Genomic DNA, 14385 nt, shown 5'->3' with positions numbered 1-14385 from the left:
CATTTGCTAATTACGTCTTATCTTTGCACTTTCTAATAGCAAGCAATTCAAAAAAATTTATCTACAATGAAAAAATTGTACGTTTTATGCATCTTGCTCATCGCTTTTGCGTGCAAGAAAGACAATGATGAAACGCTCCCACTGAGCGCTGAAAAAGACATTCTTTCGTTTGTCTTTACCGTAGAGGGTAACACTTATAGTGGTACTATCAGCAATACCACTATCACCGCCCAATTACCTGAAGACACCGATGTCACCACCCTTACTCCTACCATCACGGTTTCTAAGGGCGCTACCGTAAGCCCCAATACAGGGGTAGCTCAAAACTTCTCTAAGGAAGTAACCTACACTGTAACCGCCGAAAACAAAAGTACTAAAACCTACAAAGTACTGGTTACCACCGAAAAAACCGAACAACCGCAAGTCCCAATAGAAATTGGGCACGTTCCTAATGAATATACGGTAAACAAAGCAGGAGGCGAGGTGATTTTCTTCGAGGTAAATACATTACCCGTCAAAAAAGAGCAAATAAAAGTAAAGCTCCTTAAATACAGAAGCGCTCTCTCTTACGACCTCAAAGTGCAAAAGATAGACAAAAAAGAAAGACGTGTATATGTGGTATTGCCCGCAACTTATAAAAACGGTCAATATCGCTTTAAAGCAACCTTCGACAAAGAAGAAGTGGAAAGTGGTGTTTTTACCTTAGATAGTAGTGAAATAGTAATGCAGGTTTTAGATAATTTCCCTATGAGTGGAAAGTCTGTTACCTCTTTAGCAACCACCGATGTGCAAACTTTTAAAACACTGATATATGCTAACGCCGAAGCTTTAAAGAAATACACTTATTACTTGCGCAGAAACGGACAAGATTACCCGCTTACTGTAAAAGATATCTCAGGTTATAACCTCGAATTTAAGATGTTCAATACTCCTACTGGAGCTTTCAGCGGAGGTAATGACTTTAAGTTTGTAGTAAAAGGGGGTGCTAAAGAGCAAATACTTCCTTTTGTAAACAGCGACGGACAAGCGATAAACATAGTGCCTACCTATGCCCCAGTAATCAAATCACTTTCGAAGACTTTCCTAAAAACAGGTGATAAATTAACCATAACAGGAGAAAACTTTGCCTATAGCAGTATGGATGATAATGATGATTACAAATCTTGCTCTTTACTATTGATGCAAAATGGAGAAGAAAAAGCAACGCTTTTTGCTAATCATAAAACACCTACTGAGGCTACTTTTATAATAGGAGACGATGTGCCTTCAGGTACTTATAAAGTAGTCTTCTCTTCACAAATAAAAAAGAAATCAGAGGTTTTTAGCCAAGAGATTACCGTTCAAAAAGTAGCTCCTGCTCCCACCTCACGCTTGAAAGTTAGAGATGCTACGATTTATGATAAAAATGCTGGTTGGTTAGCTAAGCAAGTGTTTGTTACTTTCACCGAAGAAATAGGCAATGCTAAAGTAAAAGCCATAGTGTTCCCTAAGTTGAGAATAGAAAAATTGGCTTACTTCCCTATCTCAGTAAGAAGTTTATCTGCACTACCAGATAATGATTATGAATACTTAGCAAACAACCTACCCAAAGGCTATGTACTCATCGAAGAAAACGGCAAAGAATACAAAGTAGAGTTTTCTTTGATAAAAGAGAATTAAAAGTCGTATAGCTTAACAGAAAATAAAAAGACTTTGCCAAGGGGTTAATAGCCTGTCGTGCTACGACCCTTTGGCAAAGTTGATTGTTTGGCACTATTGGCATTTCTGGTATTTTTGGCATTTACCTCATTCTATCATTTTCTAATTTACTAATTTCCTCATTTCCTCATTTTCCTCGCCCGTCGTGCTACAACCGCCCGTCGCTTCTCCCGCATTTCACAAGGCGCAGCCTTGATTTTGTTTAAAATTTGTTTAATTTCTGAGGCACAGCCTCATTCCTCTAATACAACCTCACACCCCATTTCCTCATTTCCTAATTTCCTAATTTAACAGCCCGTGCGGCTCGCACCTAATTTCCCCCTTCCCGTCGCTTCTCCCCCTATTGCCTGTGGCCTATGGCCTTATTGCTAATCTAACAATATTTTTTACCAAAAAAGTGATTTTGGAACGATTTTAGCTGTATTTTTTCTTATAAAGAAATAATCAGTTATTTTTATGAAACGCTTTCTATTTGCAAGCATCGCCTGCTCCTTGCTCCTATTGGGTTGTAACAATAGTAACAATAAAAACGGAGAAACTTACCTCCCCTCTTCAGTAGGGCAAATCAACACCCTCGCCGTGGTCATCGATAACGACCTCTGGGAAGGCGCCGTAGGCGATACCATTCGCCGTTACTTCGCCGCCCCTATCGATGGACTACCTACCGAAGAACCCATCTTTTCGTTACATCAAGTGCCCCCTCAAGTATTTGAAGGCAACACCCGTAACAGTCGCAATGTGCTCATTGTGCATCGCGGTAATAAAAACGAAGCAACTATCAGCGACGATGTATACGCCAAACCGCAAGTGGTATGCGAAGTACAAGGCAAACAAGTGCGCGATATAGCCTGTAAAGTCGAAGAATTTCACGACCAGTTTATCCTTGCGTTCAAGAACAACGACCTGAAAGAAACACGTCATCGTTTTAACAATGCCCTTAGCAAAGACAAACAAGTAGAACAAACCTTAGGCTTCAAATTCGTGATGCCCGCCGTGTACCAGGTGAGAAAATACGGCGACAATTTCTTCTGGATAGAACGCCCTATCAAAGGCGGGAGAGCAAGTATTATTCTTTACGAAATGCCTTTGGGAAGTATCCCTGCCGATGAAGAAGGGCGCGCTAAAACCATCGTAAAGATGCGCGATTCCATAGGCAAAAAATATATTCCAGGACCCAAAGAAGGTATGTATATGGTTACCGAAACCTATTTGGCTCCCAGCATCAGCGAAATGAAAATAAAAGGACGTAAAACCATTGAAAGCAAAGGCTTGTGGGAAGTAAAAGATTTCGCCCTTGGAGGTCCTTATATCAATTATATTATTGAAGACAAAGCCCATAACCGCCTGGTAGTAGCCGAAGGTTTTTTATATGCCCCAGGCGTTGCTAAACGCGATATGCTCTTTGAACTCGAAGCGATTATCAAGTCAATAGAATTTAGTCGTTAGAAAAAGATTGCCAATTCAAAAAAGTTTTGTAATTTTGCACTATTATTATTTCTTTGTTCAGAATCGTCCGTTAAGTTTGACAATTCCGACATACCTAATTCACTAATAACTAACAACTAAAATCTAATAACTATGCTAAGTATATTTTTAGGGGTAGTAGGCCCCTGGCAAGTAGTCATCATTGTAGCCCTTATATTATTGCTCTTTGGAGGCAAGAAAATTCCTGAATTAATGCGCGGTCTGGGCACAGGTATTCGCGAGTTCAAAGATGCTACCAAAGAGAATAACGATACCGACAAGAAAAAAGAAAATACCGAGAAATCAGAAATTGAGATGTCAAAATAATTTCATATATTTGCACTCTGAAAATTAATGCATTATGGGGATTATTTAATGGACAAAACCTCTTAGAGTTTACTGAACGCTTTAAAACTGACTTAGATTGCGAAGAATATTTAGCTTCTTCAAAATGGGAAGATGGATATTGCTGTCGCAAATGTGGTCATAAAAAATATCAAGTCAGAAAAGATTTTTATGGATTTGATACAGAAAGTCCTACTGCAGGAACACTATTTTATGCAAAAAGTTTGTGAAGCTATGAAATCCAGTGAATTGCACAAAATGAATGATAGAGTGTAGGTTGATGAATTTACCATAGGAGGAAAAAGAGGAAGGAAAACAGCACAAGTTACTACTGACCAATGGAAAGGATATAAACCTATAGAAGACTTTCATATAACTCAAATTCCTTAGTATTAGTATCTAACTAATAGGCACACCTCAGTAATTTTTTTACTTAAAAAAATCGTAACTTTGCAATATAATAAATCGCAAGAAATGAAAAATAGTAGTATCTCCCTATGTTACAAAATAGGGTATTACATCAGTCTTTTTGGAGTGGCAACTATTCTACTTTGGATAGGCGCATTCAAGTTTACACATGCTGAGGCAGAGGGAATTAAATCCTTGGTAGAACAAAGTTTCCTGCTATCATGGCTTTATAAAATTCTAAGTTTGCAAGGAGTTTCCAATCTCATAGGCGTAATAGAGATAGCTATAGCAGTAGCACTGATAATAGGGATATTCTCTCCCATAGTGCGTAAATTAGCCTTTGTAGGTTGTACAATTACTTTTCTTATTACTTTGAGTTTTCTTTTTACTTCTGCTAAAACCTATTACTATATAGAAGGAGTTCCCGTTACTGATTTCTTTATTTTAAAAGATATTCCTATGTTAGGCTTTGGAATGATAAGTATGAACAAGCCTAAGTAGCTTTTTTAAAATGGAAAGAAGGATATTGCTGTAGCAAATGTAGTCATAAAAATATTAAGTCAGAAAAGATTTTTATGGATTTGATACAGAAAGTCCTACTGCAGGAACACTATTTTATGCAAAAAGTCCGTGAAGCTATAAAATCCAATGAATTGCACAAATTGAATGATAGCGTTTAGGTTGATGAATTTACCATAGGAGGAAAAGAGAAAGGAAATACACCAAGAAAAGTCTTAGATACGAGGTATGTATTCTTGAGTATCAGAATTTAATATAGACCGATATTTAGCGGAATACAGTTTTAGAATTAATCGCTCACAAAATAAAGGTACTATCTTTAACAATTTAACACTATGATTTTAACAACAACCCCCACTATCGAAGGACAACCTATCAAACAGTATTTAGGTATCGTTACCGGTGAAACTATCATCGGAGCAAATGCTATTAAAGATTTTATGGCTGGACTTACCGACTTCTTTGGCGGACGCTCCTCTACCTACGAAAAAGTCCTTATCGAAGCTAAAGATTCTGCCCTTGCTGAACTCCAACAACGCGCTGCCCAAAAAGGCGCTAATGCGATCGTTGGTATCGACCTCGATTATGAAACCGTAGGCGCTAACGACGGTATGCTAATGGTTACTGTTAGCGGCACTGCCGTAGTTATCTAATTAGCAAATTGACAAATTGACAAATTGGCTCATCAACAAACTAACTTCTTGGTATAAAGTTGCGCAAAGGTCTTTGCCTTGGCGTGGCACCGCTAATCCCTATAAGGTGTGGCTCTCCGAAGTGATTTTACAGCAAACGCGCGTAGTGCAAGGTCTGCCTTACTACCAGCGTTTTATCAGTCGGTACCCTACCATCACCGATTTAGCCAATGCCCCCGAAGAAGAAGTGCTCAAACTATGGCAGGGCTTAGGCTATTACTCGCGCGCTAAGAATCTACACCACACAGCGCAATATATCGCTACTGAATTAGGAGGTGTCTTCCCCAAAACCTATAAAGAACTTGTAAAACTCAAAGGTATAGGCGATTATACAGCAAGTGCTATAGCTTCCTTTTGTTATAACGAACCTTGTGCCGTAGTCGATGGTAATGTATACCGTGTGCTCTCTCGTCTTTTTGGTATTGCAACACCTATTAACAGCCCGCAAGGTGCCAAAGAGTTCAAAGCATTAGCTTACGAATGTTTAGATAAGCACAACCCCGGCACTTATAACCAAGCCCTAATGGAGTTCGGTGCCTTGCAGTGCACTCCTCAGAGTCCCGATTGTGCAAATTGTGTATTACGTGACCACTGTTGGGCTTTTCATCATCAGCAAGTAGACGTCCTACCCGTAAAAATCAAGAAAATCACTATTAAAAAACGCTATTTCAACTATCTCGTATGGCTCAATCCTTACGGACAAACCCTTTTGCAAAAGCGCAAAGGCAAAGATATCTGGCACGGGCTCTATGAGTTTCCACTACTCGAAACTCACGCTCCTGCTACCGCCGAAGAAATAGCCTCTATCTTACCCTCTGCTACCGTGAGCTTGTACAACGAAATGCCTGTAATCCACAAACTCACCCACCAGCATATTTATACTTCTTTTTGGATAGTTACCACCACCGAACTCCTTGATAATAGCATACTTATCGCCAATATACACAGCTATCCCGTATCAGCTCTCACTGCAAATTTCATTACCAAATTTTGGTAGTTTTAAAATTTTGTCGTACTTTTGGAGAATATTTAGATTATCAACTTTATATTTATATATCAATGAACGGAACTTTAAATAAAGTTATTCTCATAGGTCGTATGGGAGATGTTGTGAAGCTTACCTATTTCAGCGAAGGTAACTGCATTGGTCAGTTCCCCTTAGCCACTGATGATGAGTATACCAATCGCGCTACCAACGAGCGCATTAGCAGTACCGAATGGCATACTGTTATCGTACGCAACAAGCTGGCAGAACTCGTAGAGAAATACACTCACAAAGGCGATCTTATCTATGTCGAAGGGCGCATCAAAACACGTAAATGGCAAACGGAAGACGGCGTGATGCGCCAAACAACTGAAATCCACGCTTCCGATGTAACTTTCCTACCAAATCCTAAACGTGATGGGCAACCTAAACCAGCTCTTAAAACAGCTGAACCTAAGGCTCCTGAACCGCCCGTAAGCACGGAGCCTCCTTTCTAAATGTGTAACGAAATAATAATATTTTGGAAACAGAACCTTTGTCGGTACTCTCATTAATGCCTTTCTTAAGCATTGACGTGGGTATCGTTATTCAATTTGCAGTGTTTATACTATTATTATTCTGCTCTGCTCTTATCTCAGGAGCCGAGGTAGCTCTCTTTTCGCTTACTCCTGCTGAGATTGAAACACTCAAAGAAGAAAAAACGCCTACCGGCAATATTATAGCCAAGCTCGCAGAGAATCCTAAAAAGCTATTGGCAACGGTACTTATTGCCAATAATTTGGCAAACATCACTATCGTACTCCTCTTCGCCGATTTAGGCGACTTCCTCTTCGGAGGAATTAAAACTCCTTGGGTGCGGGCAGTACTCGATGTAGGTCTGGTTACCTTTGTGCTTTTGCTCTGCGGTGAAATTCTGCCTAAAATCTACGCTAATCGCAACAATATTTTATTTTCACGGCGCATAGCTTACTTCATCTATTTCCTCGACACCTTCTTTACGCCCATCAGTATGCCGATGAAAAACTTTACCGTATGGATACAAAAGAAATTGGGCAAACAGAAAAGCAATATTTCAGTAGGACAACTCTCTCAAGCCTTAGAACTTGCCTCCGAAGAAGATACCACCAACGAGGAAAAGAAGATATTAGAGGGTATTGTCTCTTTTGGTAATACTGAAACCCGCGAAGTAATGGTACCCCGTGTAGATATCTTTGCTCTCAGCGAAGAGCTCTCATATCAGGAGTTGCTAAACGAAATCGTGGCGATAGGCTATTCACGCATTCCCGTATACCACGAGAATTTAGACCATATCACAGGGGTAATTTACATCAAAGATCTATTGCCACATTTAGACAAAACTGATTTCGACTGGAATAGTGTGAAACGCAATGCTTTCTTCGTTCCCGAAAACAAGAAATTAGACGATTTGTTGAGCGAGTTTCAAGAGAAGAAGATACACCTCGCTGTTGTAGTAGATGAGTACGGTGGTACTTGTGGAGTGATTACCTTAGAGGATATCATAGAAGAAATTGTGGGAAATATCAACGATGAGTTTGACGATGAAGATGTAACACACTTCAAAATCAATGATAATGTCTTTATTTTTGAAGGAAAAACGGTTTTGAAGGACTTCTATCGTATTCTTGAATTTACTGATGAAGAAGAGGCTCTATTTGATGAAAATCGCGGTGATGCCGAAACGCTTGCAGGCTTTCTCTTAGAGATTTCGGGCAACTTCCCTCAGAAAGGAACACCTATCCTCTTTGGCAACTATAAATTCATTGTAGAGGCTTTTGACAAGAAACGCATCAAGCAAATCAAAATCATTAGAACGAACAATCCACAATAAATACATATGAAATATTCTAAAATAATTGACACTATATATCAATCTGTTTTATCTGCTGATAATTTAGGTAAAGTTCCTACTTATATCCCAGAATTGGCACAAGTGAACCCCGATAAGTTTGGGGTATATTTTTATAGCCTCAACAAACAATCGTATGGAATTGGTGATTGCGATGAAAAGTTTTCAGCACAGAGTATTTCTAAGGTATTAGCGCTTTCGTTGGCGTATAGTATTATAGGCGACCAACTATGGCGACGTGTAGATGTAGAACCTTCGGGCACTTCATTCAACTCATTAATACAGTTAGAAGCCGATAACGGTATTCCACGTAACCCTCTTATCAATTCAGGGGCTATTGTAGTTTGTGATATTCTCCTCTCTATCTTGGAAGATGCTCAAGCCGATTTCTTAACTTTTGTAAGAGAATTAGCTAATGATGATAGTATTAATTACTCTATATTAGTAGCCGAATCGGAGAAATCAGTAGGATATCGCAATTTTGCCTTATGTTATTATATCAAATCATTAGGGAACATAGAGAATGACCCTATTGAGGTACTCAATTTCTACTTCAAGCTCTGTTCATTAGAGCTTACTTGCAAATCGATGGCATATATCTTCTCGTTTCTTGCCAACGATGGTATCCGTATGCACGATAGAGTTCAAATCCTTACTGAAACTTGTACTAAACGGGTAAACGCTTTGATGCAAACGTGCGGTTTCTATGATGAGTCGGGGGAGTTTGCTTTTAAGGTGGGACTACCAGGTAAAAGCGGTGTAGGAGGCGGCATTGTAGCTCTTTTGCCTAATCAATATAGCATTGCGGTATGGAGTCCGAAACTTAATAACAAAGGGAATTCGTATAGAGGAATGAAGTTCTTAGAAGAGTTTACCGCACAAACACATACTTCTATTTTTTAGTAATAAAATATATGTCAAAGAATTATTTCAGTACCTTTATCAAATACTTTTTTCAGGGGATACTTATCATAGGTCCGCTGAGTGCTACCATCTGGATTATTTGGTCGATTTTCAAGAGTGTAGATAACCTTGTGCCTGATATCTCAAAGGCTTACCCAGGGTTAGTTTTTGCTTTGGTTTTACTTGGTACTGCTATTATTGGTTTTATTGGTAGTCGACTGATTTTAGGGAAACTGTTCGTGGGACTATTAGATTATTTAGTAGCTCATATTCCCGGTGTAAAGGTTATTTATTCTTCTATTAAAGATATTTTAGCTTCTTTTGTAGGTGATAAACGCAAGCTTACTAATCCGGTATGGGTAAAAGTGAATGAAACGCCCGAAATATGGCGCATTGGGTTCCTTACCCAACCTTCTATGGATTTTGCTGAACTCAGCGAAATGGTAAGTGTTTATCTTCCGCATTCGTATGCTATTTCTGGTTGGGTGATTGTTACTTCTAAAGATAACATAAAGCCTGCTGAAGGTTTCTCTTCCCAAAAAGCGATGGAGTTTGCCCTTAGTGGCGGAATCCTTTCTAATACCAATAATGCCAATAATGCCAATAATACTGGTAATAAATAGTGATTTTATATAGTAGTTTATTCTTCGTTTAGGCTATTAACATTGTGGTATTAATTACATTTTTCTTCTTCGCAGTGGCAATTATCGGTGTCTATTTCAAAAGTGCTGTGGGTAATCCCTTCGTGTGAAAGCTTGTGCTTTAACTCGGCTTTAATATTCATAAATTCTTTAAGCGTAATACACTCTTTTAGTACAATATGAGCCGTAAGAGCATTCTGTGAGCTACTGAGCGCCCAAATATGCAAGTGATGTACACTCTCTATCATTGGGTGCTGTTCTATGAGGTGCTGTATATGCTCCTTATCGATGTCGTGAGGCACTCCATCTAAAATGAGTTTTACACTTTCTTTAAGTAATCCCCAAGTGGAGAACAGAATCACGATACCTACCATAAAACTACTGATAGGGTCGGCTAAGTTCCAACCGGTAAAATATACAATTGCCCCTGAGATAATTACCCCTACCGATACCAAAGCATCGAGCATTAGGTGCAGAAAAGCCCCTTTGACATTGATATCTGTCTTCTGTCCTTTGTAGAATAAGAATGCTGAAACTGCATTGATTATTACTCCTATAAAAGCTGTAAGCATAATTGCTGAACCGACCATTTCGGGCGGATTAGCAAGACGCTCGAAGGCTTCGATAAAGATTTTTATCACAATGTACATCAGTAGTACCGCATTGATGAGCGATGCAAGAATAGATGCTTTTTTGTAGCCATAGGTATAGAGCTGAGTAGCGGTGCGATGGGTGAGTTTCATACCGATAAGTGAAATCACTAAACTGGCAACATCGCTTAAATTATGACTTGCATCGGAGATAAGTGCTAAGGAATCGACGCGAAAGCCTACTACAAACTCAATAATTGTGTAGAGCAAATTCAACCCAATGCCTATGTAGAAGGCACGATTGAGAGTACTGAGGTCAGTTACGGTGTGATGATGGTGGTCGTGACCGTGGTGATGATGGTCGTGACCGTGGTGTGAATGTTCCATAATAATTTTTTTAGGTAAAAGGCAACAAGCGATGCAAAGGTACAAATTATTTTGTAATAAGGGTGATTATAAAGTAAAAGATAAAAGGTAAAGCCAGTAAAACTGGCTTTACCTTTCTTGTTGTTACTCGCTTTAAAGGATAAATTCCTTTGTGGTAACATTGGCAGGACGGTCGGTGGCTGTTACTATTACCTTATCGCCGGTAAGAGAAGCGTTTACCACAGTGGTGGTATACACCCACTTACCTTCTTGGAAGGTGGCATTCCCCTCTTCTACAAGTGTAGCATCGTGGTCGGTGATTTTCACTTTCACGCCTGTTACTTTAAAAGTGTCGGACACTTGTACGACAATCTTTTCTCCGGTAACGGAACCTGTATAGTTTGAGGTATCTACCGCGTCAATCACAGGAGCTTTAAGATAATCGGCAATTGCCATATTATAGGGGTGGTACCTGGACGCTTTTTAGCTTCCTCGGCATAGCTTTGCTTAAGTGCACTGTTTTGCAAAGCGCTTTTAGCATAGAAAGCTGCTCGAGCAAACCTTTGCTGATGTAGCTGTTGTGCTTGGCTTGCTTTCTGAGAGCGAACGGGGGCTTTCCCTACGATGGTTTGTCCTGCGCGTTGGCGGAATACGATTTGGCGAGCTAACATACCGCTCAATCCTTCGGTTACTACATTATTTCTACTTTTTGCCATAACAATTGATTTTTTAGATAAGAGGTCAAGAACTAAAAGATGGAAGGCGTCGACTTTATATTTACCTTTTGTCTTTGGGCTTTTCTCCTTATCAAGTTTTTACGGTGCAAAATTCTGGTGATAATTTTTTATGGGCAAATTCTTATTCAAGGATTGTAGGTTTTTAGGACAAGGGTTGTGCGTTTTAGGTACAAGGCTAAGAATTGAAGAAAATGAGGAAATTAGAAAATGAGGTAAATGCCAATAATGCCAGAAATGCCAATAATACCACCAAGGGGAATGAGCGGGAGGAAAATGAGAGAATGAGGAAATTAGGAAATTTGCTCATTAAGAAAGGTAAGGCAATAAAAAACCACCGCTGAGCGGGTAAATGCACAACGGTGTTTTTTGTTTGATTATCTCGTCTTTAGAGACATCAAAATAAAAAGAGTTTTTTCATTGGAATAAAATAGTTATTTGAGTGTTAGTAATTACTTAGCTTGAATTTTACTTGCAAATTTAGGAAAAGCTTTTTTATAGGTTTCTACACTACCTGCGGGGACATAGATTACAGAAACATTACTATCAAAAATAGTAGCGCTATTATTATAAAATCCTTTATCTCTTGAAGGGGTAATAATTTGTGGTGGATTTACGCTTTCTATAGTAATACTTTCTAACCCATTTTTTGAAGTAAGCAAACCTCTGTTGTAATCTTCTGTTGTAAAAGCTCCCTTCTCGATAATCTCTATACTACTTGGTAAAGTAAGTGTTTTTAATTGAGGACAGTTACTAAACATTCCCATAGGGATTTTATTAATTCCTATAGGTAAATTCACTGAAGACAATTTATTACACCCTAAAAACACTCCATATTCTTGATTTCCAGGCATTACTCTTGCTATATCATAGGGATTATTAGGATCTTTAGAAAATAAATGATATACATCCTCTCCTAGTTTACGGGTATTATTAGGTATACTAATTGAAACAATACCACTTTTAGCAAAAGCCCGATCTCCTATTTCAGAAATACTATTAGGGAGTGTTATATTAGTTAAAGCTGTACAACTATTAAAAGCGTCATTACAAATACTTGTTACTTTATTATGAAGTGTAATATTATTTAACATTTTACAGCCAAAAAAAGTACCCGCATATACTACTTTCATATTCTTAGGAAATATCACAGATGTTATTTTAGTTTCTGAAAGATCTAAATATTCTATTCCCTCAGGAAGATTAACAGAAGTAATACCTGTGCCAGAAAGATCTAAATATTTCAGCCCTTGAGGCAATACTACAGAAGTTAAGTTAGGACAACTCGTCAATTCTACCTCTATGGCACTTTGAGGGAGTGTAATAGATTTCAAATTCTGTATATTGTCAAAATATACATACTTAACTCCATTCTCAATTGTGATATTTTCTAATTCGCTATTGATAAAAGCATTATATTCAATATATTTTACTTTTTTAGGTATTTTTATTGAAGTAATTTTTGTACCTCTAAAAGCATTTTCTTCTATTTTTTCCAAATTATCAGGAAGTTCTATAGAAGTTAAATTATAAGGATCGTTGATTTGATTCCACTGATCAGTAGCAAAAGCTTCCTTACCAATTATAGTAACCTTACTAAGGATAGGGTCTGATTTCATATCTATGTGAGTAGTTTCTTTATTGAACCATTTTACTAATTTCCTTCCACTCAATTGATAATCGTAAGGTGATATATTTGAAGTATTGTTATTTGTAGTTTCAGACAAACTACCTTTAGCATTACCCCAACCTTTGGACGTTTTAGGTCCGTATAGTTTTTTAGTGGTAGTGTCTAAAAACCAATCGCCTTCATCACCTAAGTCATCAGAAGGTATACCTTCACCTGTAAGAATTTTTGAGCCATTTTTTCCAGGCTCTCCTTTTTCTCCTTTTTCACCTTTAAAAGCTTTTAAACTTATAGGTTTTCCCCAACCCTCTTTAGTTTTAGGCCCATAGAGTTCGGTAGTAGTTTCATCTAAGTAAAAATCACCTACTTTCCCTAAATCGGGAGCGGGGGCTCCTTTGCCTTTGAGAGTTTGTTTAGCAACTTTTGCTATTAGTTGTTCTTGTTGGTCTTTAGTGCAGCTATTAAAAGTAATAGCCGAAAATATTGCTACTGCGATAAAAAAGAGTTTTTTCATTAGAATAAAATAGTTATTTGAGTGTTAGTAATTACTTCCTTGCGTATGTAGAAAAAGTTTGTAAAGCTCTACACTTGTTACAAGGACACAGAGATTTCGATTGGGTATTAGAACTAATACAGAGATTTAAAAAATACATTAAATTTTAAATAATTATCACTAATGGATTTTTAAAACCGTATTTATAATATTATGTATATGAATTAGTCCTTTTCTACTGGTCTTTTAGTATCAATTTTTAAAAAAGCCTCAATAATTTTTTGAGAATATTTTTCATTCTTATCAAAAATATTGATTTGTTTCTTATCGATATATTGTTTTTGTAAAAATTTGGTTTTATAAATACATAAGATATTAGGATATTTTTCATCAATACTACGCATACCTAACATCTTATTAGAACTAATAGATTGAAAGAAACCTTCTTGTTTATTAAACATAAAAGTAAGAACTTCTTTACTATCATATGTAATATAGATAGTATAATCATCTCCAATTATTGATAATATCTCTTTAATTTTTTCATTTATAGCTTTATCGATTGAAGCATCTTTATTAGGATCTACTGGTTGAACATCTTCTGATTTACCCTTTGAGGTTCCATCATACTCAATCTTGTTAGGCTTCTTTAAACCATCTTGTTTATCTGAATCTTTTTGACAAGATACTCCAGTTAATGATAACATTATCATCATAGCTATTGCTAAAACTGCTTTCATTTGTTTTTTAATATTTGTTTTCATTGTTTTTATAATTTTATTTAATTGTTAATAATTTGATTTTGTTTTTACGATAGGAATAGTTGTGTTTTTGTACTTTTATATTACTTCTATTTAAAAATATTTTTGAGTACCCACCAAGCAAACATCAATGGAAAGAAAAACACCCAAAGAAAAATAGAGCCCCTTCCTTTTTTAGACCCTGATTTCGTTTGATCTTTATCTCGTGATTGTGATTTTTCATGTTCATCTCTACATTTACGAGAACAATAAGTTGAGTTATTAAATAGTTTAAAACCTCTTGAACGCACTT

At 37.4% G+C, this 14385-nt stretch carries 14 protein-coding genes and 3 pseudogenes; 13 read left to right on the top strand and 4 right to left on the bottom strand.

Annotation, left to right across the window (positions count from 1 at the left end; genetic code table 11):
* Positions 1 to 66 precede the first annotated feature (66 nt).
* The 12 genes and pseudogenes from HW278_RS06470 to HW278_RS06415 all read left to right on the top strand — a co-directional run bounded on the left by HW278_RS06470 (position 67) and on the right by HW278_RS06415 (position 9504).
* Positions 67 to 1659, top strand: coding sequence for a DUF5018 domain-containing protein (locus tag HW278_RS06470; protein ID WP_178977312.1), 1593 nt, complete (start codon positions 67 to 69; stop codon positions 1657 to 1659).
* Positions 1660 to 2154: 495 nt separating this feature from the next.
* Positions 2155 to 3144, top strand: a complete 990-nt coding sequence (locus HW278_RS06465) for a DUF4837 family protein (protein WP_009411523.1) — start codon at positions 2155 to 2157, stop codon at positions 3142 to 3144.
* Positions 3145 to 3276: 132 nt separating this feature from the next.
* Positions 3277 to 3489, top strand: a complete 213-nt coding sequence (gene tatA / locus HW278_RS06460) for a twin-arginine translocase TatA/TatE family subunit (protein ID WP_009421490.1) — start codon at positions 3277 to 3279, stop codon at positions 3487 to 3489.
* Positions 3490 to 3512: 23 nt separating this feature from the next.
* Positions 3513 to 3894 (top strand): annotated as a pseudogene (locus HW278_RS06455) (IS1595 family transposase); the annotation flags it as partial.
* Positions 3895 to 3981: 87 nt separating this feature from the next.
* Positions 3982 to 4416 (top strand): DUF417 family protein, encoded by a 435-nt coding sequence (locus tag HW278_RS06450; protein ID WP_106096079.1) that lies wholly within the window; start codon positions 3982 to 3984, stop codon positions 4414 to 4416.
* A 258-nt stretch (positions 4417 to 4674) separates the two neighbouring features.
* Positions 4675 to 4773: pseudogene (locus tag HW278_RS12525) on the top strand (IS1595 family transposase); the annotation flags it as partial.
* Positions 4770 to 5087, top strand: a complete 318-nt coding sequence (locus HW278_RS06440) for a heavy metal-binding domain-containing protein (protein WP_178977311.1) — start codon at positions 4770 to 4772, stop codon at positions 5085 to 5087. The pseudogene HW278_RS12525 and the gene HW278_RS06440, both read left to right, overlap by 4 nt.
* A gap of 16 nt (positions 5088 to 5103) precedes the next feature.
* Positions 5104 to 6123 (top strand): A/G-specific adenine glycosylase, encoded by a 1020-nt coding sequence (gene mutY, locus HW278_RS06435; RefSeq protein ID WP_178977310.1) that lies wholly within the window; start codon positions 5104 to 5106, stop codon positions 6121 to 6123.
* A gap of 62 nt (positions 6124 to 6185) precedes the next feature.
* Positions 6186 to 6608, top strand: a complete 423-nt coding sequence (locus HW278_RS06430; protein ID WP_002674608.1) for a single-stranded DNA-binding protein — start codon at positions 6186 to 6188, stop codon at positions 6606 to 6608.
* A 56-nt stretch (positions 6609 to 6664) separates the two neighbouring features.
* Complete coding sequence (gene gldE, locus HW278_RS06425) at positions 6665 to 7960, top strand: gliding motility-associated protein GldE (RefSeq protein ID WP_178977989.1); 1296 nt, start codon at positions 6665 to 6667, stop codon at positions 7958 to 7960.
* 6 nt (positions 7961 to 7966) lie between these two features.
* On the top strand, positions 7967 to 8881 hold the full coding sequence (locus HW278_RS06420; protein ID WP_015782198.1) for a glutaminase: 915 nt from the start codon (positions 7967 to 7969) through the stop codon (positions 8879 to 8881).
* A gap of 11 nt (positions 8882 to 8892) precedes the next feature.
* Positions 8893 to 9504, top strand: coding sequence for a DUF502 domain-containing protein (locus HW278_RS06415; RefSeq protein ID WP_178977309.1), 612 nt, complete (start codon positions 8893 to 8895; stop codon positions 9502 to 9504).
* Between the two features lie 50 nt (positions 9505 to 9554).
* Here the strand turns inward: HW278_RS06415 and HW278_RS06410 are convergent, their stop codons facing one another.
* Positions 9555 to 10499: a cation diffusion facilitator family transporter gene (locus HW278_RS06410; RefSeq protein WP_178977308.1), complete on the bottom strand. Its 945-nt coding sequence runs from the start codon at positions 10497 to 10499 to the stop codon at positions 9555 to 9557.
* A gap of 132 nt (positions 10500 to 10631) precedes the next feature.
* A pseudogene (locus HW278_RS06405) lies at positions 10632 to 11194 on the bottom strand (hypothetical protein).
* A 212-nt stretch (positions 11195 to 11406) separates the two neighbouring features.
* On the opposite strand from HW278_RS06405, the gene HW278_RS06400 reads away from it, so the two are divergent.
* The gene (locus tag HW278_RS06400) at positions 11407 to 11556 is read left to right on the top strand and encodes a hypothetical protein (RefSeq protein WP_178977307.1); all 150 of its coding nucleotides are present in this window, start codon (positions 11407 to 11409) and stop codon (positions 11554 to 11556) included.
* Positions 11557 to 11664: 108 nt separating this feature from the next.
* Here HW278_RS06400 and HW278_RS06395 read toward each other — a convergent pair whose 3' ends face one another.
* Both HW278_RS06395 and HW278_RS06390 read right to left on the bottom strand, forming a co-directional pair.
* Complete coding sequence (locus tag HW278_RS06395) at positions 11665 to 13353, bottom strand: leucine-rich repeat domain-containing protein (protein ID WP_178977306.1); 1689 nt, start codon at positions 13351 to 13353, stop codon at positions 11665 to 11667.
* 203 nt (positions 13354 to 13556) lie between these two features.
* Positions 13557 to 14096, bottom strand: coding sequence for a hypothetical protein (locus HW278_RS06390; protein WP_178977305.1), 540 nt, complete (start codon positions 14094 to 14096; stop codon positions 13557 to 13559).
* Positions 14097 to 14385: the final 289 nt, after the last annotated feature.

Source organism: Capnocytophaga sp. oral taxon 902 (genome assembly GCF_013394735.1).
Classification (GTDB): Bacteria; Bacteroidota; Bacteroidia; order Flavobacteriales; family Flavobacteriaceae; genus Capnocytophaga; species Capnocytophaga ochracea.
Note: the sequence above shows the minus strand (reverse complement) of the source record. Positions and strands in the feature narration are given on the sequence as shown.